This is a genomic window from Pseudomonas sp. GCM10022186, assembly GCF_042656385.1.
Classification (GTDB): domain Bacteria; phylum Pseudomonadota; class Gammaproteobacteria; order Pseudomonadales; family Pseudomonadaceae; genus Metapseudomonas.
Genome location: NZ_JBHSOU010000029.1, coordinates 49,517 through 74,487, shown reverse-complemented (window position 1 = coordinate 74,487; position 24,971 = coordinate 49,517). Strand labels below are relative to the sequence as shown.

Annotated in this window: 23 protein-coding genes and 1 pseudogene; 17 read left to right on the top strand and 7 right to left on the bottom strand. The window is 66.4% G+C overall.

What is annotated here, in order from left to right:
• Positions 1-8: 8 nt before the first annotated feature.
• Both ACFPU0_RS13540 and ACFPU0_RS13535 read right to left on the bottom strand, forming a co-directional pair.
• On the bottom strand, positions 9-935 hold the full coding sequence (locus ACFPU0_RS13540) for an alpha/beta hydrolase (protein ID WP_377693581.1): 927 nt from the start codon (positions 933-935) through the stop codon (positions 9-11).
• An 11-nt stretch (positions 936-946) separates the two neighbouring features.
• Positions 947-1,135 (bottom strand): hypothetical protein, encoded by a 189-nt coding sequence (locus ACFPU0_RS13535; protein WP_377693580.1) that lies wholly within the window; start codon positions 1,133-1,135, stop codon positions 947-949.
• A gap of 183 nt (positions 1,136-1,318) precedes the next feature.
• Between ACFPU0_RS13535 and ACFPU0_RS13530 the strand changes: the two genes are divergently transcribed.
• The 8 genes from ACFPU0_RS13530 (at position 1,319) to ACFPU0_RS13495 (ending at position 9,859) form a co-directional block, all read left to right on the top strand.
• Complete coding sequence (locus tag ACFPU0_RS13530) at positions 1,319-2,365, top strand: Rieske 2Fe-2S domain-containing protein (protein ID WP_377693579.1); 1,047 nt, start codon at positions 1,319-1,321, stop codon at positions 2,363-2,365.
• Positions 2,366-2,479: 114 nt separating this feature from the next.
• Complete coding sequence (locus ACFPU0_RS13525; RefSeq protein WP_377693578.1) at positions 2,480-3,610, top strand: helix-turn-helix transcriptional regulator; 1,131 nt, start codon at positions 2,480-2,482, stop codon at positions 3,608-3,610.
• 233 nt (positions 3,611-3,843) lie between these two features.
• Positions 3,844-4,389, top strand: coding sequence for an ADP compounds hydrolase NudE (nudE, locus tag ACFPU0_RS13520; protein ID WP_377693577.1), 546 nt, complete (start codon positions 3,844-3,846; stop codon positions 4,387-4,389).
• Positions 4,390-4,472: 83 nt separating this feature from the next.
• A complete protein-coding gene (locus ACFPU0_RS13515; RefSeq protein ID WP_377693576.1) occupies positions 4,473-4,673 on the top strand; it encodes a hypothetical protein in 201 nt (66 codons plus the stop codon).
• A gap of 139 nt (positions 4,674-4,812) precedes the next feature.
• A complete protein-coding gene (gene ccoG, locus ACFPU0_RS13510; protein ID WP_377693575.1) occupies positions 4,813-6,228 on the top strand; it encodes a cytochrome c oxidase accessory protein CcoG in 1,416 nt (471 codons plus the stop codon).
• A gap of 81 nt (positions 6,229-6,309) precedes the next feature.
• Complete coding sequence (gene mapR, locus ACFPU0_RS13505) at positions 6,310-7,731, top strand: GntR family transcriptional regulator MpaR (RefSeq protein ID WP_377693617.1); 1,422 nt, start codon at positions 6,310-6,312, stop codon at positions 7,729-7,731.
• A gap of 303 nt (positions 7,732-8,034) precedes the next feature.
• Positions 8,035-8,232 carry a hypothetical protein gene (locus tag ACFPU0_RS13500; RefSeq protein WP_069082487.1) on the top strand — a complete coding sequence of 66 codons (198 nt, stop codon included), beginning with the start codon at positions 8,035-8,037 and terminating at the stop codon, positions 8,230-8,232.
• A gap of 154 nt (positions 8,233-8,386) precedes the next feature.
• On the top strand, positions 8,387-9,859 hold the full coding sequence (locus tag ACFPU0_RS13495) for an inorganic phosphate transporter (protein ID WP_377693573.1): 1,473 nt from the start codon (positions 8,387-8,389) through the stop codon (positions 9,857-9,859).
• Positions 9,860-10,181: 322 nt separating this feature from the next.
• Here the strand turns inward: ACFPU0_RS13495 and ACFPU0_RS13490 are convergent, their stop codons facing one another.
• Positions 10,182-11,675 carry a helicase HerA-like domain-containing protein gene (locus ACFPU0_RS13490; protein ID WP_377693572.1) on the bottom strand — a complete coding sequence of 498 codons (1,494 nt, stop codon included), beginning with the start codon at positions 11,673-11,675 and terminating at the stop codon, positions 10,182-10,184.
• 126 nt (positions 11,676-11,801) lie between these two features.
• Here ACFPU0_RS13490 and ACFPU0_RS13485 point away from each other — a divergent pair.
• Both ACFPU0_RS13485 and ACFPU0_RS13480 read left to right on the top strand, forming a co-directional pair.
• Positions 11,802-12,821 (top strand): annotated as a pseudogene (locus ACFPU0_RS13485) (cache domain-containing protein); the annotation flags it as partial.
• Between the two features lie 93 nt (positions 12,822-12,914).
• Complete coding sequence (locus ACFPU0_RS13480) at positions 12,915-13,679, top strand: methyl-accepting chemotaxis protein (protein ID WP_377693615.1); 765 nt, start codon at positions 12,915-12,917, stop codon at positions 13,677-13,679.
• Between the two features lie 168 nt (positions 13,680-13,847).
• Here ACFPU0_RS13480 and ACFPU0_RS13475 read toward each other — a convergent pair whose 3' ends face one another.
• The 3 genes from ACFPU0_RS13475 to purU are packed head-to-tail and all read right to left on the bottom strand — an operon-like array spanning position 13,848 to position 15,361.
• Positions 13,848-14,024: a hypothetical protein gene (locus ACFPU0_RS13475; RefSeq protein WP_377693571.1), complete on the bottom strand. Its 177-nt coding sequence runs from the start codon at positions 14,022-14,024 to the stop codon at positions 13,848-13,850.
• Positions 14,025-14,035: 11 nt separating this feature from the next.
• The gene (locus ACFPU0_RS13470; protein ID WP_377693570.1) at positions 14,036-14,461 is read right to left on the bottom strand and encodes a CBS domain-containing protein; all 426 of its coding nucleotides are present in this window, start codon (positions 14,459-14,461) and stop codon (positions 14,036-14,038) included.
• 48 nt (positions 14,462-14,509) lie between these two features.
• Entirely contained in the window at positions 14,510-15,361 is an 852-nt protein-coding gene (gene purU / locus ACFPU0_RS13465; RefSeq protein ID WP_377693569.1) for a formyltetrahydrofolate deformylase, read from the bottom strand.
• Between the two features lie 325 nt (positions 15,362-15,686).
• Here purU and mvaT point away from each other — a divergent pair, with 325 nt between their 5' ends.
• Positions 15,687-16,067, top strand: a complete 381-nt coding sequence (gene mvaT / locus ACFPU0_RS13460) for a histone-like nucleoid-structuring protein MvaT (RefSeq protein WP_377693568.1) — start codon at positions 15,687-15,689, stop codon at positions 16,065-16,067.
• Positions 16,068-16,152: 85 nt separating this feature from the next.
• On the opposite strand, the gene sbcB is transcribed toward mvaT, so the two are convergent.
• On the bottom strand, positions 16,153-17,583 hold the full coding sequence (sbcB, locus tag ACFPU0_RS13455; RefSeq protein WP_377693567.1) for an exodeoxyribonuclease I: 1,431 nt from the start codon (positions 17,581-17,583) through the stop codon (positions 16,153-16,155).
• A gap of 321 nt (positions 17,584-17,904) precedes the next feature.
• On the opposite strand from sbcB, the gene ACFPU0_RS13450 reads away from it, so the two are divergent.
• From ACFPU0_RS13450 to ACFPU0_RS13425, 6 genes are read left to right on the top strand one after another with little or no spacing between them, the layout of a single operon-like run.
• Positions 17,905-18,639: an RDD family protein gene (locus tag ACFPU0_RS13450; RefSeq protein ID WP_377693566.1), complete on the top strand. Its 735-nt coding sequence runs from the start codon at positions 17,905-17,907 to the stop codon at positions 18,637-18,639.
• Entirely contained in the window at positions 18,636-19,616 is a 981-nt protein-coding gene (locus tag ACFPU0_RS13445; protein ID WP_377693565.1) for a stage II sporulation protein M, read from the top strand. Before ACFPU0_RS13450 ends, ACFPU0_RS13445 begins: the two co-directional genes overlap by 4 nt.
• Positions 19,603-21,186: a DUF4129 domain-containing protein gene (locus ACFPU0_RS13440; protein WP_377693564.1), complete on the top strand. Its 1,584-nt coding sequence runs from the start codon at positions 19,603-19,605 to the stop codon at positions 21,184-21,186. The genes ACFPU0_RS13445 and ACFPU0_RS13440 overlap by 14 nt, the downstream gene beginning before the upstream one ends.
• Complete coding sequence (locus ACFPU0_RS13435; RefSeq protein ID WP_377693563.1) at positions 21,183-22,439, top strand: DUF4350 domain-containing protein; 1,257 nt, start codon at positions 21,183-21,185, stop codon at positions 22,437-22,439. The genes ACFPU0_RS13440 and ACFPU0_RS13435 overlap by 4 nt, the downstream gene beginning before the upstream one ends.
• The gene (locus ACFPU0_RS13430; RefSeq protein ID WP_377693561.1) at positions 22,436-23,461 is read left to right on the top strand and encodes an AAA family ATPase; all 1,026 of its coding nucleotides are present in this window, start codon (positions 22,436-22,438) and stop codon (positions 23,459-23,461) included. Before ACFPU0_RS13435 ends, ACFPU0_RS13430 begins: the two co-directional genes overlap by 4 nt.
• Positions 23,458-24,789, top strand: a complete 1,332-nt coding sequence (locus tag ACFPU0_RS13425; RefSeq protein WP_377693560.1) for a DUF58 domain-containing protein — start codon at positions 23,458-23,460, stop codon at positions 24,787-24,789. The genes ACFPU0_RS13430 and ACFPU0_RS13425 overlap by 4 nt, the downstream gene beginning before the upstream one ends.
• Positions 24,790-24,971: the final 182 nt, after the last annotated feature.

Sequence of the window (24,971 nt, the reverse complement as noted above, 5' to 3'; positions counted from 1 at the left end):
CCGGGTCCTCAGTTCAGCGCCGAGCGCAGGTCGGCGGCGGCGGATTCGAGGGCCTGCTGCGCCCGCTGGACGAACGCGGCCATGCTGACGAAGCCGTGGATCATGCCGCCGCAGCGCTGCAGGCGGGTCGGCACGCCGGCAGCCTGCAGACGCTCGGCGAAGGCCTCGCCTTCGTCCCGCAGGGGGTCGTATTCGGCGCTGAACAGGCTGGTGGGCGGCAGGCCGGCCAGATCTTCGGCGCGCAGGGGCGAGGCCAGGGCCTCGTCGCCCTGCTCCGGGCGCTGCAGGTACTGGTTCCAGAACCACTGCATCTGCACGCGGGTGAGGAAGTAGCCTTCGGCGAATTCACGCTGGGAAGCGCTGTCGCAACGGGCGTCCGTGGCCGGATAGAACAGGCACTGGTAGGCGATGCGCGGCCCCTTGCGGATCTGCGCCAGGCGGCTCACGGCAATGGCCAGGTTGGCGCCGGCGCTATCCCCGGCCAGGGCCAGGCGGCTGGCGTCGTAGCCCAGCTCACCGGCACGCTCCACCAGGTCGCAGGTGGCCCGGTAGCAGTCGTGGGGCGCGGCCGGGAAGCGGTTTTCCGGGGCCAGCCGGTAGGCCACCGAGACCACCACGGCGCCGCACAGGCGAGCCAGGCTGCGGCAGAGATTGTCGTGGGTGTCGAGGTTGCCAATGACAAAGCCGCCGCCATGGAAGAACACCAGCAACGGCAGGCTGTCGCTGTCTTGCGGACGGTAGAGGCGCGCGTCCAGCTCGCCCCCGGCGCCGGCCACCTTGAGATTGCGCACCTCGAACAGGCGCTCGCCGGGCATGGGCGGCATCAGGTTGTCGCTGAACTGGCGGTACTGCACGGGGTCGAGCTGGCTGTAGTCCGGTTGCGGCATGCCGCTGAACTGCTGGAGTACGGCGGCGATCTGGGCGTCGAGCGACATGTGGGCGTTCCTTATACGTCGGCCATCTGGAGGACCGGCTTGGTCCCGTCGAGGATGCTCGCCAGGCGCCGTTGCAGCGCCGGCTTGAAATTCTTGTGGGGCAGCAGCCAGCAATGCTCGGCCTCGATGCCGGCGAAGGCTTCCCGCGCCAGCTCCCGCGGCGTCATGTCCTGGCGGATCCGGGCTCGTCCGGTTCGCATGCTGCTTCCCCACCCGTGCTTGTCGTGATGGCGCCCAGTAGAACCGCGCCGGCGGGGCGAGCCATCGTCCGATCAGACGATGCCGGGAAATGCTGGCACCGCAGAATCCGAGAGGAACACAAGCCGCACTGGCCCGCCGGGACCGGTTGCCGCCCTCTAGGATCCTGATGGGAGAACAAGAAGATGAGTACCCTGCACCGAATCGAAGCCAGGCAACTGGAAGACCGCTACGCGCGCGGCTGGCACTGCCTGGGCCTGGCCTCGCAGTACCGCGATGGCAAGGCCCACCGCCTGGATGCGTTCGGCACCCGTCTGGTGGCTTTCGCCGGGGAGGACGGGCAGATCCGCATCCTCGACGGCCACTGCCCGCATATGGGCGCGGACCTCAGTGAAGGCTGCGTGGAGGGCAACGCCGTGCGCTGTCCCTTCCACGACTGGCGCTGGCGCGGTGACGGCGTCTGCGACGACATTCCCTACGCCAAGCGCATTCCGCCGCGGGCGAAGATCAAATCCTGGCCGGTGATGGAACAGAACAAGCTGCTGTTCGTCTGGAACGACCCGGAAGGCAACCCGCCCATCGCCGAGCAGGCCATCCCCCGAATCGACCACTGCTTCAGCGACGAATGGGCCGAGTGGGAAGTGGCCGAGCTGAAGATCGACACCAATTGCCGCGAGCTGATCGACAACGTGGCCGACATGGCGCACTTCGACTCGGTGCACGGCACCGAGCTGACGCACTTCAGCAACAGGTTCGAGCAGCACCTGGCGATCCAGTACATGCGCGGCAGCAGCGCACGCCTGTCCGGCGACAGCGAGCTGACCACGGTCGCCACCTACTACGGCCCGGCCTACCAGATCACCGAAATGACCGGGGCCATGGACGGCATGCCGATCCACTCCATCCTGCTCAACTGCCATGTGCCCATCGACCTGCACAGCTTCACCCTGCGCTACGGCGTGCTGGTGAAGAAGGTGCCGGGCCTGACCGACGAGCAGAACCGCGCCATGGCCCAGGCCTACGTGAGACAGGCCCAGGATGCGTTCTACGAGGACGTGGCGATCTGGCACAGCAAGACCCGCGTCGACAACCCGCTGCTCTGCGACGGCGATGGCCCGGTCTATCAGCTGCGCAAGTGGTACGAGCAGTTCTATACCGATGTCGCCGACCTCGCCGCCGCACCTGTCGAACCCCGGACCTTCGTGGTTCTGGACGTTACAGAGACCGCTTGAGGCCCTACCGGGGGCAATCGTCTGCCGCTCGGCGGGAGACGATTGCCCTTGTAGAAATGCCCTGTTCCTCTGTAAGAATTGTCCTATCCATAAAAATAAAAATTTGGTTCAGACATGGCACAGATACTCACGCTCGACGAGTTCAGCGGGATGCTTCGCAACCTCTATCAGGGGCCGCTGGAGAACATTCCCTGGACCACCTTCCTGGATCAACTGAAACACTGCCTTGCATCCAAGTACGCCACCTTCATCCTCCGCCCGCCCAGCCAGCACGTGGATGGCCTGAGCATTTCCACGGCCGGCTCGTCCGCGGAGGTGACGGATTCCTACAACCAGCATTTCTACAGCCTCGACCCCTTCGTCGGGCTGCCCAACCGCCAGGTGATCACCCTGGCCGAGTTCGTCTCGGACAGCGACTGGCAGAATTCGGAGTTCTACAAGAACTTCCTGGAGCCGGTGGACGTGTTCCACATCCTCGGCGCGGACATCAACACCAGCGACGGCGCCCAGTGCCGCATCCGCATTTCCCGCGGCAAGGACTCACCGCCCTTCAGCCAGCGGGAGAAGGACCTGCTCACCCTGCTGCTGCCCCATCTGGAGCAGGCGGTGATCCTGCACATGCACCTGAACCGGGTGGAAAGCGAACGCAACCTCTACGCCGGTGCGGTGGACCAGTTGGCGGTGGGCACCATCATCCTCGACCAGGACGGCAAGGTGCTGCAGAAGAATCGCCTGGCCGAGCGCCTGCTGGAAGAAAAGGACGGTATCAAGCTGGTCAACGAAGGCCTGCAGGTGGGCACCGCGCGCGACAGCCAGGTGTTCCGCCAACTGGTCAAGCAGGCGCTGCTCTCGCAGAAGAGCAGCAACCCGTCGGTGGTCGAGGCCATGCGCGTGCAACGCCCATCCGGGCGCGCGGACCTCGGCATCATCGTCCGCTCGGTGCCGCCCAGCGCCTGGAGCGAGGGCAAGCAGTCCCCGTCGGTGGTGATCTTCATCAGCGACCCGGAGCAGGAATCCAGCGCGCCGCAGGAGATCGTCAAGGCGCTCTTCGACCTGACCCCCGCCGAGGCCCAGTTGGCCATGCTGCTGGCCAACGGCCTGACCCTGGACGAGGCTTCCGATGCCCTCGGCATCAGCCGCAATACCGCGCGGGCGCACCTGCGCTCGACATTCTCCAAGACCGGGGTGACGCGGCAGACCATGCTGGTGCGGTTGATCCTGCGCAGCGTGGCGACGCTGGGATAAGCCCCTGGCCCTCTCCTTGAAGAGCAACGGGGTGACTCGCGCCTGACCGTCCGGGCCAACCGGTCAACACGGCGTGAAGCTTGGCGTAGCAGCAGTCCCGGCACGGTTGAACTCCCCTCTCCCTTCAGGGAGAGGGGCCGGGGGAGAGGGTAACGCCCAGCACTAGTCCATCCAGACGATGCCCGATTCCGCGATGCGCGCGACGCTCTGCCAATCCGCCACGGGAGCCCGCCATGCGCAGCCTGCCCACCATCCTCAAGACCGAACTGCTGGCCGAAAGCGGCTGGTTCCAGATCGAGGCCCTGCACCTGGAGTTCAGCAATGGCCAGAAGCGGGTCTACGAGCGCCTGCGCGGTTCCGGCTACCAGTCGGTGTTGGTGGTGGCCCTGCCCGACCCGCAGCACGTGCTGCTGGTGCGCGAATACGCCGTAGGGGTGGAGCAACGCGTGCTCGGCCTGCCCAAGGGCGGGGTGGATGCGGGCGAGACCACGCTGCAGGCGGCCAACCGCGAGCTGATGGAGGAAGTCGGCCTGCGCGCCGGCCGCCTGCGTGAACTGGGCACCCTGAGCCTCGCGCCCGGGCACCTGTGCCACAGCTGCCGGGTGGTGCTGGCCGAGGACCTGCAGCCTTGCACAGCCCCGGGCGACGAGCCCGAACCCCTGGAGATAGTCCCGGTGCCACTGGCGCAGATTCCCGCGCTGGTGGGCTCGGGCGAACTGCACGAAGCGCGGGCCATCGCGGCCCTGTTCATGGCGCTCAGCCGAAAGTGGCTCGTCTAGTCCGTTCGGACGAGGCGCCGCCCTGCAGGCCTTCCTAGGCTTGCCCCAAGAACAAGATGTCCCTCCGACGCAGAGGCAAGACAATGAATACAACAACCAAGCTGTGCCTGACCCTCATCGCCTGCGCCTTCGCCGCTGCCTATATCACGGTGGTCTCGCGCCCCCTTCCGCCCGCGCTGGCCGCCCAGCAGATGTGCCAGTCCAGCAGCTACCAGCCCGGCTACCCGCCCGGCTACCCGCCCTGCTACATGCCGGCGCCGACCATCGCCTCGCTGCTGCCCTGAGCCAGACCCTCGCCAGGACAGGGCCCGCTCGCTCCGCCCGGCCATCTGATATGGTTTTTGCCGACTGATCTGAATCTGTTTTGCAGATCACCGCCTTCCTATAGTCCGTCTCGCCGTAACAGCCTGATGGGCACAGATCATGAGCGAGAGAATCCCGGCGCAGGTCATAGAGGTCACCCCCTCCCTGCCGCCTGCTGCAAGCAAGCCCCTGTCCGCCACCAGCGGCCCCATCCACACCCGCCGCTTCACCGGCTTCTACCGTGACCTGCGCCGCCTCGGCGCGGGCCTGCTGTGCCTGCTGTTCTTCGGCACCCTCTGGCTCGACTGGGACGGCCGCCAGGCGGTGCTCTGGAGCCTGGAGGACAGCAAGTTCTACATCTTCGGCGCGACCTTCTGGCCCCAGGACTTCATCCTGCTGTCGGGCCTGCTGATCATCTGCGCCTTCGGCCTGTTCTTCATCACGGTGTTCGCCGGCCGCGTCTGGTGCGGCTACACCTGCCCGCAGAGCGTCTGGACCTGGATCTTCATGTGGTGCGAACAGGTCACCGAGGGCGACCGCAACCAGCGCATCAAGCTGTCCGCCGCGCCCTGGAATGCCAGCAAGCTGCTGCGCCGCAGTGCCAAGCACGGCTTGTGGCTGGCCATCAGCCTGGCCACGGCCATCACCTTCGTCGGCTACTTCACCCCGGTGCGCGAGCTGGTGGCGAACCTCGCCACCTGGGAGGTCGGTGGCACCGCGCTGTTCTGGGTGATCTTCTTCACCGCCGCCACCTATATGAATGCAGGCTGGATGCGCGAGCAGGTGTGCATCCACATGTGCCCCTACGCGCGCTTCCAGAGCGTGATGTTCGACAAGGACACCCTGATCGTCTCCTACGATGCCGCCCGCGGCGAATCCCGCGGCCCGCGCAAGAAGGGCAGCGACCCGCAGGCCCAGGGCCTGGGCGACTGCATCGACTGCCAGATGTGCGTGCAGGTCTGCCCCACCGGCATCGACATCCGCGACGGCCTGCAGATCGCCTGCATCGGCTGCGCCGCCTGCATCGATGCCTGCGACTCGATCATGGACCGCATGGGCTACGCCCGCGGCCTGGTGGGCTACAGCTCGGAACGCGCCCTGGAAGGCGGCAGGACCCGGCTGCTGCGCCCGCGCCTGGTGGGTTACGCCGCCGCCCTGCTGCTGATGATCATCGCCCTGATCTGGATGGGTGCCGCCCGCCCGCAGCTGTCGGTGGATGTGATCAAGGACCGTGGCATGTTCCGCGAGAACGCCGCCGGCGAGGTCGAGAACATCTACAACCTCAAGCTGATCAACAAGACCCAGCAGGACCAGCGCTATGTCGTGGAACTGGCGGACGCCCCCGGTTTCCGCCTGCAGGGCGGGCACGAGGTGAGCATCGGCGCCGGCGAGATCCTCTCGTTGCCGGTGTCGGTGGCACGGACCGATGACAGCGGACCGGCCGGCTCGCGTCCGCTGCGCTTCGTGGTGCGCAGCCTGGATGTCCCGGCGACCTCCGCCAGCGCCAGCAGCACCTTCGTCAGCCCGAGGCGCTGAGGCATGGCTCGCGATCATGGCGGCGCACGCGCCGAGCGCTTAGAGTTGGGCACCGCCTTGCCGCTGCCCAGCCAGGAAAAGATGAAGCGCTACGAGAAATTCGCCGACGAGATCGCCGAACTGATCCGCACCGGGGTGCTGGCGCCCGGAGAGAAGGTGCCCTCGGTGCGCCACGCCAGCCGGACCTACGGCGTGAGCGCATCCACGGTGTTCCAGGCCTACTACCTGCTGGAAAGCCGCGGACTGATCATGGCCCGCGCACGCTCCGGCTACTTCGTCTGCGAACACGTACGCCGGCCGCTGCCCGAGCCCCAGCCGGGGCCACGGGAAGCGGCGACCACCGAGGTGGACGTCAGCGAACTGGTGTTCTCGGTCCTCAGCTCCATCAAGGACCCGGACACCGTGCCCTTCGGTTCCGCGTTCCCCAGCCCGGAACTCTTTCCCCTGCCGCGCCTGGCCCGCTCCATGGCCCATGCGGTGCGGGAAATGGACCCGCGCTCCACGGTCGCCGACATGACCCCGGGCAACCATGCCCTGCGCCGCCAGATCGCCCTGCGCTACATGGTCGGCGGCCTGCCGCTGCCCATCGAGGAGCTGGTGATCTGCAACGGTGCACTCGAAGCGCTGAACCTCTGCCTGCAGGTGGTCGCCCGTCCCGGCGACCTGGTGGCCATCGAGGCGCCGGCCTTCTACGCCAGCCTGCAGGTACTGGAGCGGCTCAAACTGAAGGCGGTGGAAATCCCCGTGCACCCGCGCGACGGCATCGACCTGCAGGTGCTGGAAGACAGCCTGGAACGGCTGCCGATCAAGGCCTGCTGGTTCATGAGCAATTTCCAGAACCCGCTGGGCGCCAGCCTCACCGAGGACAAGAAGCGCCAGCTGGCGGCCCTGCTGGCCAAGCATCAGGTGCCGATGATCGAGGACGACGTCTACGCCGAGCTGTATTTCGGCCAGCACGCGCCCAAGCCGGTGAAGGCCTTCGACAGCGAAGGCCTGGTCATGCACTGCAGCTCCTTCTCCAAGAGCCTGGCGCCCGGCTATCGGGTGGGCTGGGTGGCCGGCGGCCGCTTCGCCGGACAGATCGAGCGGCTCAAGCTGATGACCAGCATTTCCGCTTCGGTGCCGGCACAGGCCGCCATCGCCGACTACCTGCAGCACGGTGGCTACGACCGCCATCTGCGCAAACTGCGCTACGCCCTGGAAAGCCAGCGCAATGCCATGCTCGCGGCGGTCGCCCGGCACTTTCCCGAGGAAACCCGCGTCAGCCGGCCAGAGGGGGGCTACTTCCTCTGGCTGGAATTCCCCGAGCAGGTGGATTCGCTACGCCTGTTCCAGCTGGCCCTGGCCCAGGGCATCAGCATCGCGCCAGGCCCGATTTTTTCCGCAACACGGCGTTTCAGCCATTGCGCCCGCCTCAACTTTGGTCATCCCTGGAGCAACTCCAGCGAACAGGCAATGGAAACTCTCGGCAGGATTATCCGGTCTCTTCTTGGTAATCCCTGACATAGGAAGAGTCGATATCCGTCCAGCTGACGGGATAATCCCGCAATGGAGCTTTTCCGTTGGCTTGTTATACTTTCGACGGTACTTTCCATGGCTTCAGCGAACTCGGCCTCAATTCCCGGATTGACTGAAAGGTCATGCCCCAGTGCGCTGGAAAGTGCCCGAAGTTGCGAAAATTGAACTTTTTCTTACAAGAAGGCCGCGCCGACGGCCTCGACCGGGTGAGCTGGATTTCCTGGTCAAGGGCCTCTAGATCGCCCATTTGCCATCAAGACCATTAATCGATAAAACGGAAAAAGACACGTGACGAAAGACGAACTGCGCGCCGAACTCGAGCGCCAGGCGCAACGTTACAAGGATGTTTACGGCGGCGAGGTCACCACCTATGCCGCGCAAAGGGACCCTGAGCGAAAGCCCTGGCGCAAGAAACCCAGCCTGCTTGACAAGAGCTTCGAAAAAGAGCTGGAAAAGATCGAAAAAGAGCTCGGCCAGGAACCCTGACAAATTGTCGCACCCGTCCAGACGGGGAATCTTTCGTATTGATTTGCGACAACTTCCGTGTGAGGTGCCGAAAACCGGTCGACGCTCGGGTCTGGGCGACGACCGGTTTTCTGGCATAATCGCGGCCCCTTCATGAGCCAGTCACACAACCTTCATGTTCGATCTCTTCAGCGGGCTAGATGCCTGGCTGGTGCTGAGCCTCTGTCTCGCCCTGGCATTCGTCCTGACCTTCGAATTCATCAACGGTTTCCATGACACCGCCAACGCGGTGGCCACGGTCATCTACACCAAGGCCATGTCGCCCTATCGGGCGGTGATCCTCTCGGGGATCTTCAATTTCCTTGGCGTGCTGCTCGGCGGCGTTGGCGTGGCCTATGCCATCGTCCACCTGCTGCCCGTGGAACTGCTGATCAACGTCAACACCGGCCACGGCCTGGCCATGGTGTTCAGCCTGCTCACCGCGGCGATCGCCTGGAACCTGGGCACCTGGTACTTCGGTATCCCGGCCTCCAGCTCCCACACCCTGATCGGTTCGATCCTCGGCGTCGGCCTGGCCAACGCGGTACTGACCGAACTGCCCCTGGCCGAAGGCGTGAACTGGGGCAAGGCCATCGACATCGGCCTGTCGCTGATCTTCTCCCCCGCCGCGGGCTTCATGGTCGCGGCCCTGGTGCTGCTGAGCCTGAAGTGGCTGTACCCGCTGTCGAAGATGCACAAGACCCCGGAAACCCGTAAGGAACTGGACGAGAAGAAGCACCCGCCCTTCTGGAACCGCCTGGTGCTGGTGCTCTCGGCCATGGCCGTGAGCTTCGTGCACGGCTCCAACGACGGCCAGAAAGGCATCGGCCTGATCATGCTGGTGCTGATCGGCATCGTTCCGGCCAAGTTCGTGCTCGATCTCAACAGCACCACCTACCAGATCGAGCGTACCCGCGACGCGGCCACTCACCTGAGCCAGTTCTACCAGCGCCACACCGATACCCTCGGCGAGATGCTGGCCCTCGGCAAGAGCAACGGCAGCGAGATGCCGCAGCTCTACCGCTGCGATCCGAAGCAGACCGAGCCGACCATCGCCGCCCTGCTCAAGGACCTGAACGGCGTCGCCAGCTACAACGACCTGAGCGATGAAACCCGCGTGCAGGTACGCCGTTACCTGCTCTGCCTGGACGACACCGCGAAGAAGGTGGGCAAGCTCGCCCAACTGCCGGTGCGTGAGAAGGCCGACCTGGACAAGCTGCGCAAGGACCTGACCGCCACCACCGAATACGCCCCGTTCTGGGTGATCCTGGCCGTGGCCCTGGCCCTGGGCATCGGTACCATGGTCGGCTGGAAACGCGTGGTACGCACCGTCGGCGAGAAGATCGGCAAGCAGGGCATGACCTACGCCCAGGGCATGAGCGCACAGATCACCGCCGCCTGCGCCATCGGCATGGCCAATATCTACAGCCTGCCGGTATCCACCACCCACGTGCTGTCCTCCGGCGTCGCCGGCACCATGGTCGCCAACAAGAGCGGCCTGCAAGGCGGCACCGTGCGCAACATCCTGATGGCCTGGGTCCTCACCCTGCCCACCTCGATGGCGCTCTCCGCCGGCCTGTTCTGGCTGGCCATCACCATTTTCGTCTGATCCGGACGAGCATGAAAAAGGGCGCCTCGCAGCGCCCTTTTTCGTTTCGCGGGATAAGCATCCTGTAGGGGCGAATTCATTCGCGAATGAGTTCGCTCCTACAGCCGGGTGGATAGCACTTTTCTATCCACCAGCGAGGCCATGCAAGGCACCGATGGTGGAAATCCCCGAAGGGATTTCCACCCTACGCGCTGGCTATGGCGAAGCCTGCTTTTCTGTGGGGGCGAATTCATTCGCCAAGGGCGGCGAAGCTGCCCCCCTGATGGCTCGGAGGGCAGCCCTTCGGGCTGCTTGGCGAATGAATTCGCCCCTACAAGCCCCCTCAGCGACGCTTGCTGCCCCCCAGCAGCGAGCCCATCAGCCCGCGCACCAGCTGCCGACCCAACTGGTTGGCGGCCTGGCGCACCGCCGTCTTCATCGCCTGGCTGGCGAAGGTGCCGAGCAGTTCGCCGGCCAGGTCGCCGATGCCGGGCTGGCTCGCCGCCGGCTTGGCGCCCCGCGGCTCGGGCTCCTCGACCGGCGCCTGGGCGGCACGGGCAGTGAGCATTTCATAGGCGGACTCGCGATCGATGGCCTTGTCGTAACGCCCGGCCTGGGGCGAACCGCGCACCAGAGCGACGCGCTCGGCTTCGCTCAGCGGGCCGATGCGCGATTGCGGCGGGGCGATGGCCACGCGCTGGACCATGGCCGGCGTGCCCTTTTCCTCCAGGCTGCCCACCAGGGCTTCGCCTATGCCCAGCTCGGTGAGCACGGCCAGGGTGTCGAAGGCCGGGTTCGGGCGGAAACCGTCGGCCACGGCGCGCAGGGCCTTCTGCTCCTTCGCGGTGAAGGCGCGCAAGCCGTGCTGGATGCGCAGGCCGAGTTGGGCCAGCACGTCGTCCGGCAAGTCGCTGGGGGACTGGGTGACGAAGTAGACGCCAACGCCCTTGGAACGGATCAGCCGCACCACCTGTTCCAGGCGTTCCTGCAGCGCCTTCGGGGTATCGGCGAACAACAGGTGGGCCTCGTCGAAGAACAGCGCCAGCACCGGCTTGTCGGCATCGCCGCGCTCGGGCAGTTGCTCGAAGAGTTCGGCCAGCAGCCAGAGCAGGAAGGTGGCGTAGACCTTGGGCGCTTCGTGGACCAGGCGGCTGGCATCCAGCAGGTGGATACGCCCGCGGCCGTCCCGGTCGGGCTGGAGGATGTCTTCCAGCTGCAATGCCGGCTCGCCGAAGAGCGCCTCGGCACCCTGCTGCTCCAGGGTTGCCAGGCGCCGCAGCAGGGCCTGGGCGGAAGCGCCGGCGAACAGGGCGCGGTTCTCGCCGAGGAGCTCCGGATTGTCCTTGAGGTGGTTGAGCAGGGCCTTGAGGTCCTTGAGATCGAGCAGCAGCAGGCCCTCATGGTCGGCCACCTGGAAGGCGGCATAGAGCGCGGCCTGCTGGCTGTCGGTGAGCTCCAGCAGGTTTCCCAGCAGCAGCGGCCCCATCTCGGAGAGGGTGGTACGCAGGGGATGGCCGGACTGGCCGGCGACGTCCCACAGGGTGACCGGGTAGGCCCGCGGCTGGTGGCCGAGCCAGGGCATGGCGGCAATGCGCTCGGCCACCTTGCCCTGGGGATTGCCCGCGGCTCCGAGACCACAGAGGTCGCCCTTGATATCCGCGGCGAACACGGCGACACCGGCGTCGCTGAAGACTTCCGCGAGGCGCTGCAGCGTCACCGTCTTGCCGGTGCCGGTGGCGCCGGCGATCAGGCCATGGCGGTTGGCCAGTTTCATGGCCTGGGAAACGGCATTGCCCTCAGGGTCAGCGCCAAGAATCAGGGAAAGTTGCTCGGGCATTTTGCCTTCCTCGGATTAAAGCTTTCACAGGGCCGCGCCGATAACTAAACCGACGTTTCCACTCAGTTTTTTCAGCACACGAGTGCCATAAAGACTGGTGCCTGACCCAACCGGACGCAAGCAAACATGATCAAAAACCTCAGGTTCAGCCACAAGATCCTGCTGGCCGCCTCGCTGGTGGTAATAGCGGCTTTCTCGCTGTTCGCCCTGTACAACGATTACCTGCAAAGGAATGCGCTCCGTGACGACCTGGAAAAGTATCTTCAGGAAATGGGCGATGTGACCGCCAGCAATATCCAGAACTGGCTGTCCGGCCGGATCCTGCTGGTGGAGAGCGTGGCCGAATCCCTCGCCGCCAACCCCTCGGGCGAGGCGGTGCCGACCCTGCTGCAACAGCGGGCGCTGACCTCCACCTTCGCCTTCACCTACTTCGGCACCCAGGACGGGCAGTTCACCATGCGCCCGGATAGCGCGATGCCGGATGGCTACGACCCGCGTACCCGCCCCTGGTACCAGGGCGCCAGGAACGCCGGCGGCACCACCCTCACCGAACCTTACGTGGACGCGGCCACCGGCCAACTGATCATGACCATCGCCACGCCGGTGCAATCCCTCGGCGTGGCCGGCGGCGACCTCGGCCTGGAAACCCTGGTGAAGATCATCAACGCCCTGGACTTCCGCGGCACGGGCCACGCCTTCCTGGTCAGCGCCGACGGCAAGGTCCTGGTGCATCCGAACCGGGACCTGGTGATGAAGACCCTGCGGGACCTGTACCCGCAGAACACCCCGGCCATCGGCAGCGGCTTCAGCGAAGTGGAGACGGACGGCGCCACCCGCATCGTCACCTTCACGCCGATCAAGGGCCTGCCCTCGGTGAACTGGTACATCGGCCTGTCGGTGGACAAGGCCAAGGCCTACGGGATGCTCGATGAGTTCCGCGCGTCGGCCATAGTCGCTACCCTGATCGCCGTGGCGATCATCATCGTCCTGCTGGGCATGCTGATCCGCGTGCTGATGCAACCGCTGCACACCATGGGCCGCGCCATGCAGGACATCGCCCAGGGCGAGGGCGACCTGACCCGCCGCCTGGCGATCCATGCCCAGGACGAGTTCGGCGAGCTGGCCGGCGCCTTCAACCGTTTCGTCGAGCGGATCCACGGCTCCATCCGCGAAGTGTCCTCGGCCACCAATCATGTGAACCAGGTGGCCAAGCTGGTGCTCAATGCTTCCAACTCCTCGATGAGCAATTCCGACGAGCAGGCCAACCGCACCAACAGCGTGGCCGCGGCCATCAACGAACTGGGCGCAGCCGCCCAGGAGATCGCCCGCAACGCCGCCGACGCCTCGCACCAGGCCTCCTCCGCCCGCACCCTGGCCGAGGACGGCCGCCAGGTGGTGGAGCGCACCATCCTCGCGATGAACGAGCTGTCCGGGAAGATCCGCGCTTCCTGCGGCAACATCGAGACCCTGAACAGCAAGACGGTGAACATCGGCCAGATCCTCGAAGTGATCAAGGGCATCTCCGAGCAGACCAATCTGCTGGCGCTCAACGCCGCCATCGAGGCCGCCCGCGCCGGTGAGGCCGGCCGCGGCTTCGCCGTGGTGGCCGACGAGGTGCGCAACCTGGCCCACCGCACCCAGGAGTCGGCCCAGGAAATCCAGCAGATGATCGAGGAGCTGCAGGTCGGCGCCCGCGAGGCGGTCAGCACCATGACCGAGAGCCAGCGCTACAGCGAAGAGAGCGTGGCCATCGCCAACCAGGCTGGCGAGCGCCTGGGCAGCGTGACCCAGCGCATCGGCGAGATCGACGGCATGAACCAGTCGGTGGCCACCGCCACCGAGGAACAGACGGCGGTGGTCGACTCGTTGAACATGGACATCACCGAGATCAACACCCTCAACCAGGAAGGCGTGGAGAACCTCCAGGCGACCCTGCGCGCCTGCGCCGACCTCGACCAGCAGGCCGCTCGCCTGCAGCAGCTGGTGGGGAGCTTCCGGATCTGATGCCGGGAAAAGGGGCGGGCCCCGCGTAGGGTGGACCACGCTTTTCCGCTCCACCGATCGTCGTTCGGCATGACGCCGATGGTGGATAAGAAGAGCGTTATCCTCCTACGAAGAGCCTGTAGGACGAATTCATTCGCCAAGCAGGCCACAGGCCAGAAGAAAGGCGCCCTAGGGCGCCTTTTTCTTGTCCTGATCCTGTTCCTGCACTTTGCGCCACAACTCGGCCGCGCCGGGAAACTCGGTGCCGTTGTCCTCGCTCAGCTCGTCCGGGTCATAGCGTCGTACGCAGCCCTCGCCCAGGGTGGGGGGCGGACTGGAGGCGGCGCGGTCGCGTGGATCGGCCATGGGCGAGTTCCTCAGACTTCAGGGGGCTGGCCGGCTTCGTGCCGGGCGAAGGCCTTGACCGCGCGCAGCACATCGCGGCGGCTGACCTGGCCGACCAGCCTGCCGTCTTCCACCACTGGGAAGCGCCGGCGCTTGTCGCGCAGGAAGCGCTGGCACAGGTCAATGATGTCGGCCTCCGGTGAAATGGATTCCACCTGGGTGGACATGTAGCCGCTGACGCTGCCGCCAACGCCTTCGCGGCAGGCGCCCGAGAGTACGCCGCGCAGGCAGTCGCCTTCGGAGATCATGCCGATCAGATGGCCCTGGGAGTCCACCACCGGCGCGCCGGATATGTGGTGCTCCAGCAGGCGGTCGATGGCATCGAGAAGGTCGGTGTCGGACCTGAAGGTCACCAGATGGTGACTCATGCAGTCGCGCACCCTGATGGACTTGAGCATGGGCGGGCTCCTCTGCCGAATGTCCGACGCGGGCGCCCGCCGACGGCATCAGTCGAATACGACGGTCTTGTTGTCGTGCACCAGCACCCGGTCTTCAAGGTGATAGCGTAGCCCACGGGACAGGACCATCTTCTCCACGTCCTTGCCGAAACGGACCATGTCCTCGACGCTGTCGCGATGGCTCACCCGCACCACGTCCTGCTCGATGATGGGGCCGGCATCCAGCTCCTCGGTGACGTAGTGGCAGGTGGCGCCGATCAGTTTCACGCCACGCAGCGAAGCCTGGTGATAAGGCTTGGCGCCGACGAAGGACGGCAGGAAGCTGTGGTGGATGTTGATCACCTGGTGGGCATAGCGCTGGCAGAGCTCGGGCGGAAGGATCTGCATGTAACGGGCGAGCACCACGGTATCGGCGTTGTGCTCCTCCACCAGGCGGGAGACCTGGTCGAAGGCCGGCTGCTTGTTCTTCGGATCGACCGGCACATGGAAGTAAGGGATGCCGTGCCATTCCACCATGCTGCGCAGATCGTCGTGGTTGGCTATCACGCAGGGAATCTCGCAGTCCAGTTCGCCGCTGTGCCAGCGGTGCAGCAGGTCGGCCAGGCAGTGGGATTCGCGGCTGGCCATGAGCACCACGCGCTTCTTCACTTCGGAGTCGGTCACCCGCCACTCCATGGAGAACTCACGGGCGATGGGGGCGAACGCCTGGCGGAAACCGTCCAGATCGAAAGGCAGGGAATCGGCCCGGATCTCATGGCGCATGAAGAACCAGCCGCTCTGATTATCCGAGTGATGGCTGGCTTCGGTGATCCAGCCGTTATAGGTAGCCAGGAAGTTGCTGACCTTGGCTACGATGCCGACGCCGTCCGGACAGGCAATCACCAGACGAAATGTGCGCATGGGGGAACACTCCAGAGACTTCGCAAAGGCGGCCATTCTAGCCAGTGCGCGAGAAAACTTCAGTAACCTCGTGGCCTGGAGGGAATCTCCGGCGCTCTCCCACAACTCGCCACGCACAACTAAAGGGCGCCAGGACCGCTGATATAGCGGCCCGCGCAGCACAATTATGCGCTGGCGCGGCAGCGGGACTAATATGAGATAAAAGAAGCCGCCATCAATGGGTACAAAAGTTTTCCTGCTTATTTACTTGCGGTTTATCGCTGTCTATTATTGCTGACACTTCGCAAACACAAGTCACCACCAGATTCCAACAAGGGACGCCGACATGTCGCTGATCAACGAATACCGGGCAACGGAAGAAGCCATCAAAGAGCTCCAAGAGCGCCTGAAGAACCTGTCCCAGGACGACAAGCTCAAGAAAGAACTGGAATTCGAAGGCAAACTGCGCACGCTGATGGGCGAATACCAGAAGTCCCTGCGTGACATCATTGCCCTGCTCGACCCCGATGCCCGCACCAGCAAGCTGCCGCGCGCCGCCAAGGCCGCCGGCACCGGCAGCAAGCGCGCGCGCAAGGTCAAGCAGTACAAGAACCCGGAGACCGGGGAAGTCATCGAAACCAAGGGCGGCAACCACAAGACGCTGAAAGAGTGGAAAGCCAAGTGGGGCGCCGACACCGTTGAAAGCTGGGCCACGATTCTGGGCTGAGCCTCCTGCATTAGAAAAAACGCCAGCATCCGCTGGCGTTTTTTATTGGCCCCGACTTAAGCCCGGAAAGTTTTCCGGGCCGCGTTCACAAGCCGAAGCGGCGGCCCAGTTCCGTGGCATATCCGCGCCACTCCTGCAAAATCGCCTGTTGTACCGGCTCAGTCTTTTCCTGCAATTCATCCAGTGCCTGGAAAAAACTCATCAGGGTATTAGGCGCGCCGAATTCCGGGCTCTTCAGCCGATTTTGAACAAATTCCAACCAGCGCGACCGCTCGGATTCCGACAAAGTTTCAGGGAAGTTTCTGGCGCGGTAGCGAAACAGCAACTCCGGCAGGCGCGGGTCATCGAACGGCCAGTTCTCCCGCCACAGCTGCTGCGGATCGGCACGCCGCACTAGTTCGCAGAGCCGGCGATCACGGTCACCGAGGAATCCGTCGTACAACTGCTGCTCGGGATCATCCAGCGAGGAGAATTCCTCTTGCGCATAAATGACCGGCAACTTGCCTTGCCAGATGGCGGCCTGTTCCCTGAGCAGGTCCGCACGATGCCGGCACTGCTCCAGATCGACGCCCAGGCGCTGGCGATCGGCCTCGCGCAGCACCGCCAGCGGCGCCACCACCGGGCAGCGATTGATATGCAGCAGCTTGAGCGGCACCGGCAGTTCGCCCTCCGCCAGTTCGTCGCGACGGGTATAGAGCCGCTGGCGCAGGGTATCGGCATCCAGGTCCAGGAGCGGCGCCGGGTCGGCCTGCAGATCGACAACAATCAGGGCGTTGCGATTGCGTGGGTGCCAGGCCAGCGGCAGCACCACCGCCAGGTAATGCCGCTCGGCGGAGAAACGCCCGGATACGTGCACCAGCGGCTGCAGCAACCGCACCTGCTCCTGCACCTTGTGCTTGCTGCGCAGCTGATAGAGGTAGTCGAACAGTTTCGGCTGGCGCTGGCGCAACAGGCGCGCCAGGCCGATGGTCGCACGCACGTCGGACAACGCGTCGTGGGCCTGGCCGTGGTCGATGCCGTTGGCGGCGGTGAGCAGTTCCAGGCGCAGGCTGACGCGGCCATCCTGCCGGGGCCATTCGATCCCCTCGGGACGCAATGCGTAGGCGGTGCGGACCAGGTCGATCAGGTCCCAGCGACTGTTGCCGCCCTGCCACTCGCGGGCGTAGGGATCGTAGAAATTGCGGTACAGGCCGTAACGCGTGACTTCATCGTCGAAGCGCAGGGTGTTGTAGCCGGCGCCGCAGGTGCCCGGCAATGCCAGTTCGGCGTGCACCCGATGCATGAATTCCGCTTCCCCAAGCCCCTTCGCTGCCAGGGTGGAGGGCAGGATGCCGGTAACCAGGCAGGCGGCCGGATGCGGCAGGATGTCGTCGCTGGGCTTGCAGTAGAGGTTGATCGGCTCGCCGATCTCGTTGAGCGCCTCGTCGGTACGGATGCCGGCGACCTGCAGCGGCCGGTCGCAGCGGGGGTTGATCCCGGTGGTTTCGTAGTCGTGCCAGAAAATGCTGGAGGTCACGGCGTTCCCCTTGTACGTGAGCCCGGCAGTCTAACACCGGGCAGGCCTTCTCGACGGCGCCGAATGCGTAGGGAAACTTCGCCTTCCGATCGGCTTGCCGGGTACTTTCCGGCGAGCCTAGAATCGCCGCCACAGGACGATCGACTTGCCAAGGACTGCCTGAGATGCCCGCGCCTTCCGTCCCATGCCTGCGCGCTCGCGCAACGGCTGCCCCGTCGAAACCCCCAAGCGTTTCACAGCATGGGGAATGACGCTGGCCTGTCCGGTTGCCTGGATACCGACCGCTCGCTAGCATCGGGCTTTCCCCTTGGCGCCCAGCCGATGCCCGCATCCCGAGCCCCTTCAGATCCCGCCGACGCCCTGGCCCACCCGCTGGACACCCGCTACCAGGTGGAGACGCCGGAAGGCATCGACCTGGTCCTGCGACCGGCCGGCCTGCTGCCCCGCGCCCTGGCCTATGCCATCGACCTGGGTATCCGCGGCGCCGTCATGCTGCTGCTGTTCATCGCCCTGGCCCTGCTCGGGCAATTCGGTTTCGGCCTCGGACTGATCCTGATGTTCCTGCTCAACTGGTGGTACATGGTGCTCTTCGAGGTGCTCAACCAGGGGCGCTCGCCGGGCAAGCAGGTGATGGGGCTGCGGGTGATCCACGACGACGGCACCCCCATCGGCTGGTCGGCCTCTCTGGTGCGCAACCTGCTGCGCTTCGTCGACCTGCTGCCCTTCGCCTATACCCTCGGCGTACTCAGCTGCCTCATGCACCCGACCTTCAAGCGCCTGGGCGACATCGCCGCCGGCAGCCTGGTGGTCTACCGCGACGAGAAACCCCAGCGCCCGGAACTGCCGGAGGCGGAGCCGGAACGCGCGCCCTTCCCCCTGGACCTCGCCGACCAGCGCGCCCTGCTCGGTTTCGCGGAACGCCAGGCCAGCCTGTCCGTGGCGCGCCGCGCCGAGCTTGCCGGCATCCTGGCCGAGCCGCTGGGCGTACCGCCCGAGCAGGCGCAAGCACGCATCAATGGCATCGCCCGCGGCCTGCTGGGAGCGAACGCGCCATGAAACAGAACCTCTTCGAAGGCCATCACCAGGCCCACTGGAAGGCCTTCGCCGAGCTGCTCGACCGTCTCGAACACGGCAAGGCCGACGCCCGTGCCTGCGAATCCTTCGCCGCCGACTATCGACAGATCTGCCAGCACCTGGCCCTGGCCCGGGAACGCGGTTACAGCAGTCACCTGGTGGACCAGCTGCAACAACTGGCCATGCGCGGTCACCAGCAGTTCTACCGTCACCGCAGCCACCTCGGCGCGCGCCTGCTGGGGTTCGTCCTCGGCGGCTTCCCGCGCCTGGTGCGCAGCCAGTGGCGCAGCATCGCCGCCGCCAGCCTGCTGTTCTACGGCAGCCTGCTGGTGATGGGTCTGCTGGTGCACAACTGGCCGGACCTGGTCTACAGCCTGCTGGACCCGGAGCAGGTGTCGTCGATGGAGTCCATGTACGATCCGGACGCCCGGCGCATCGGCCCCATGAGCGAACGGGACTCGGGGGACGACTGGATGATGTTCGGCCACTACATCATGAACAACATCGGCATCGCCTTTCAGACCTATGCCGGCGGCCTGCTCTTCGGCATCGGCAGCCTGTTCTTCCTGCTCTTCAACGGCCTGCACATAGGCGCCGTGGCCGGCCATCTGACCCAGATCGGCTTCGGCGAGACCTTCTGGTCCTTCGTCATCGGCCACGGCGCCTTCGAACTCACCGCCATCGCCTTCGCCGGCGGCGCCGGCCTGCAACTGGGCTGGGCCCTGCTCGCCCCCGGCCGCCAACCCCGTGGGGAGGCCCTGCGCCTGGCCGCCGGGCGCAGCGTGCAACTGGTGGCCGGGGTGATCCTGCTGCTGGTGATCGCAGCCTTCATCGAGGCCTACTGGTCGTCCATCCGGCTGGTGGAACCCCAGGTGAAGTACCTGGTGGGCGCCGGGCTCTGGCTACTGGTGGGGCTTTACTTCGGACTGGTCGGCAGGAGGGTCCATGCGCCTGACTGACGCCAGCGTCGCCATCCGCCCGCGCAGCGCCTGGGAGGCCATGGACCTGGGCATGCTGCTGGCACGCCGCCACGCCGGGCTGCTGATGGCCAGCTGGGCGCTGGTCACCCTGCCGGTGTTCGGCCTGCTCAGCCTGATCTGCTGGAACTACCCGGGCCTGGCGATCTTCATCTTCTGGCTGCTCAAGCCCGCCTATGAACGGCTGCCGCTGTACATCCTGTCCCGCGCCCTGTTCGGCGACACGCCAACCCTCAGGCAAGCCCTGCACGCCTATCCACGGCTGCTCAAGCCACAACTGGTCGCCAGCCTCACCTGGCGCCGCCTCAGCACCACCCGCAGCTTCGATCTGCCGGTGCTGCAGCTCGAAGGACTATCCGGGCAGGCCCGCAGCCAGCGCCTGGTGGTCCTGGGGCAGCGCGACGCGGGTGGCGCCACCTGGTTGACGGTGATCGGCGTGCACCTGGAATCGGCCCTCTGGTTCGGCCTGCTCACGCTGCTCTACCTGATGCTGCCCAAACAGGTCGCCGTCGACTGGGATTGGCAACGGCTTCTGGACATGGCCCCGGGCGAATGGCTCTGGCTGGAACACCTGTCCAACAGCCTCTACGTGCTGGTGCTGACCCTCTGGGGCCCGGTGTACGTCGCCTGCGGCTTCACCCTCTACCTCAACCGCCGCACCGCCCTGGAGGGCTGGGACATCGAGCTGCAGTTCCGCCGCCTGCGCCAGCGCCTGACCGGCACCGCCTACGCCCTGCTGCTGGGCCTGGCGCTGCTGCTCGGTCCGTTGCCGCAACCGGCCATGGCGGACGATGCCCCGGCCCTCTGCCCCGCCCCCCGGGAATTCCTGGAAGGCCCCGACGCCGAACGCCTGACCCACCACGCCCTGACCAGCAAGGCCGCCAAGGATGCCATCGACGCCCAGCTCGACGCACCGCCCTTCCAGAACCGCGAAACGGTCACCCGCTGGCGCCTGGGCGAGGAAAGCAGCGAGCAGCAGGCAAGGCCCGAGGATGTGGAAGGCTGGGCGGAGTTCATCCGCGACCTGTTCAAGCTGGCCGAGTACGCCAGGAGCCTGGATACCCTCGCGCTGGTGATCAAGGTGCTGCTCTGGGGCCTGGTGATCAGCCTCCTGGCCCTGCTGCTGTGGCGTTACCGCGACTGGCTGAATGCCTTCGCCGGCCGCCTCGGCCTGCCCCAGCGCCGCCCGCGCGAAGCGCCCTCGGTGCTCTTCGGCCTGGAATTGACCCCGGAGAGCCTGCCCGAGGACGTCGCCGGGGAGTCCGAGCGCCTCTGGGCGACCCAGCCCCGCGAATCCCTCGGCCTGCTCTATCGCGCCCTGCTAAGCCGCCTGCTGCACGACTTCCGCCTGCCGCTCAGGCAATCCCATACCGAGGGCGAGGTGCTGCGGCTGGTGCGGCGCCTGGAGAACACCGACCTGGAAGGGTTCAGCCAGGCCCTCACGAGCCACTGGCAGGACCTCGCCTACGGCCATCGCCTGCCCTCCGCGGAACGGCACCAGGCCCTCTGCGACGACTGGCGGCGGCTGTTCGCCACGGGAGTCGCGCCATGAGCCTGCGCCCGCGCTTCCTCATCGGCGCCGGCCTGCTCCTGCTGCTGGGGCTCCTGGCGATCTACCTCGCCGGGCACCTGCAGCCCTATCAGGACACCGTCGAACACGGTCCCTCCCCCGAGGCCATGGGCAACCCCTATCTCGCCGCCGAACACTTCCTGCGTCGGCAGGGATTGCAAGTGGCACGCGCCGACGGCCTTGAAGTACTGGGCAAACTGCCCAGCACCGGTCACAGCCTGTTGCTGCTCGGCAGCCGCCAGCGAATGACGCCGCGCCAGGCGGATCGCCTGCTGGAGTGGACGAGCAAGGGCGGGCACCTGCTGTTCATCGCCGAGGGCCTGTATGAGGAAAAGGAAGGCAAGAGCGGTGACCTGCTCGCCGACCGCCTGGGCATCCAGCAATACGAAACCAGGGACCTGGGCGACGAAGAAAGCCAGGAGCGGGAAGAGCAGGAGGACGCCGACCAGGCCGACGAGCCCGCCGACGAGCAGGCGGAAAACGCCGACAGCGACGAAGACGCACCGGCCCGGGTCGAAGAGGACCCCTATCCCGAACTGACCAAGCTCTACCTGGAGAACGAAAAGGCGCCCGCCTACGCCGGTTTCGATCCGGAATTCCATCTCTACGACAGCCAGAACCGCGCCCACGCCTGGGCCAACAGCGCCAAGGCCACCCACATGCTGCAACTGAACCACGGCGACGGCCTGGTCACCGTGCTCACCGACGCCTGGATCTGGCAGAACCGCGACATCGACAAGTACGACAACGCCTGGCTGCTCTGGTACCTCACCCAGGACAGCAGCGTCACCCTGCTTTACCGCGCCGAGCGCGACAGCCTCGCCACCTTGCTCGGGCAGCACTTCCCCGAGGCCCTGGTGGCCCTGGCGCTGCTGGTGACCCTGGCGCTCTGGCATGTCGGCCAGCGCCAGGGACCGCTACAGGCGCCGGCCAGCCGGGCACGCCGGCAGCTGGAAGAACACCTGCGCGGCAGCGCCGACTTCCTGCTTCGCCGCAGCGGCCAGGCCAGCCTGTTGCAAGGCCTGCAGCGCGACATCCAGCGCCGCGCGCGACACCGTCATCCCGGCTTCGAACGCCTGCCGGTAGCCGAGCAGTGGCAGGTGCTGGGTCGCCTGACCCGCCTGCCGCCCGGCGCCATCAGCCAGGCCATGCGCCCGCTGCCCAGGCAACGGCTCAACGCCGCCGACTTCACCCGCCAGGTCGCCCACCTGCAAACCCTCAGGAATGCCTTATGAGCGAACAGATTTCCGACCCGTCGCAACCCGAAGCCTCCAGCGCCGCCGCACCCTCGGCCGCCAGCCAGCGCCAGCGTGCCAGCCAGCTGGCCCAGGCCGTGCGCCTGGAACTGCAGAAGGCCGTGATCGGCCAGGCGGCGGTGATAGACGACGTTCTCACCGCCCTGCTGGCCGGCGGCCACGTGCTGGTGGAAGGCGTGCCGGGACTCGGCAAGACCCTGCTGGTGCGCGCCCTGGCGCGCTGCTTCGGCGGCGAGTTCTCGCGCATCCAGTTCACCCCCGACCTGATGCCCAGCGACGTCACCGGCCACGCCGTGTACGACATGCAGAGCGAACAGTTCAAGCTGCGCAAGGGGCCGGTGTTCACCAACCTGCTGCTGGCCGACGAGATCAACCGCGCCCCGGCCAAGACCCAGGCCGCCCTGCTGGAAGTGATGCAGGAGCGCCAGGTCACCCTCGAAGGCCGCGCCCTGCCGGTGCCCCAGCCGTTCCTGGTGCTGGCCACCCAGAACCCCATCGAGCAGGAGGGCACCTATCCCCTGCCGGAAGCCGAACTCGACCGTTTCATGCTCAAGCTGCGCATGAACTACCCGGCCGCCGACGAAGAACTCGACCTGGTGCGCCAGGTCACCCGCTCGGCCCGCGCCGACATGCTCGAAGTGGCGCCCCTGCGCACCCTGCTCCATGCCCGCGACGTGCTGGCCCTGCAGAAGATCGCCAGCGAGCTGCCGGTGGACGACCAGGTGCTGGACTACGCCGTGCGCCTGGCCCGCGCCACCCGCAGTTGGCCTGGCCTGGCCATGGGTGCCGGGCCACGCGCCTCCATCGCCCTGGTGCGCGGCGGCCGTGCCCGCGCCCTGCTGCGTGGCGGTGAATTCGTGCTCCCGGACGACATCAAGGGCTGCGCCCTGGCGGTGCTGCGCCACCGCGTGCGGCTGTCGCCGGAACTGGATATCGAAGGGCTGTCAGTGGACCAGGTGCTCCAGCAACTCCTCGACCAGGTGCCGGCGCCGCGCCTATGAGACCCTCCCGCGGATTGCTCGCGCTGGTGGCCGGGCTCTTCGCCCTGGCCGTGCTGCTCGGCGCCCTGCCGGCACTGGGCATCGGCCTGCCGGCGCAGTCGGCCACGCTCTGGTGGGGCCTGCTTTGCGCCCTGGCCCTGCTCGCGCTGCTCGACGGCTACTGGCTGCGGCGCATGCCGTCGCCGCGACTGGAGCGCCAGCTGCCGGGCAACCTCGCGCTGGGCCGCTGGAGTGACGTACGCCTGACCCTGCACCATGGCTATGGCCGGCCCCTGGAGGTCGAAGTGTTCGACCAGGTGCCGGCAAGCATGGAGTTCGAGCCGCTGCCGCAGCAGGTGGCGCTGCACCCTGGCGAGCTCACCGAGTTCGGCTACCGGGTGCGCCCGCTCAAGCGTGGCCACTTCGACTTCCCCGCCTGCGAGCTGCAGCTGCCCAGCCCCCTGGGGCTCTGGCGGCACAAGCGCATCCTCGCGCGTCCCGGCGAGGCACGCGTCTACCCCGACTTCGCCCACCTCTACGGCGCCCAGTTGAAGGCGGTGGACGACTGGCTCAGCCAGCTCGGCGTGCGCCAGCGGCCGCGTCGTGGCCTGGGCCTGGAGTTCCACCAGCTGCGCGAATTCCGCGACGGCGATACCCTGCGCCAGATCGACTGGAAGGCCACCGCGCGCAAGCGCACGCCCATCGCCCGCGAATACCAGGACGAGCGCGACCAGCAGATCGTCTTCCTCCTCGACTGTGGCCGGCGGATGCGCAGCCAGGACGGCGACCTGTCGCACTTCGACCACGCGCTCAACGCCAGCCTGCTGCTCAGCTACGTGGCCCTGCGCCAGGGGGACGCGGTAGGCCTGTCCACCTTCGCCGCCGAGCGCGATCGCCATCTGGCCCCGGTGAAGGGCCCCGCCCAGCTCAATGTGCTGCTCAATGGCGTCTACGACCTGGACAGCACCCTGCGCCCGGCCGACTATAGCGCCGCCGCCGACGCCCTGCTGGCGCGCCAGCACCGCCGGGCCCTGGTGGTGCTGGTGAGCAACCTGCGCGACGAAGACGACGCCGAGCTGTTCGCCGCGGTGAAACGCCTCGGCCGCCAGCACCGCCTGCTGGTGGTCAGCCTGCGCGAGGAAGTACTCGACAACCTGCGCCACCGTCCGGTGCAGTCCTTCGATGACGCCCTCGCCTACTGCGGCACGCTGGACTACCTGAATGCCCGCGGCAGCCTCCACGAACGCCTGGCCGCCCACGGGGTGCCGGTGCTGGATGCGCGGCCCAGCGAGCTGGGGCCGCAGCTGGTGAGCCGCTACCTGGCCTGGAAGAAGGCGGGGGCGTTGTAGCCCTACAGGCCGAGGCGGCCCATGCCCTGCGCCTTTCCTGTGGGAGCGAATTCATTCGCGAATGGGCCGCCCAGGCCATAGGGTGGACAGCGCTCTTCTGTCCACCGGCGTCGCCATGCCGAACCCCGATGGTGGATCGGTGAAGCGTGATCCACCCTACGACTGTTCATCGCCCAGCCTGG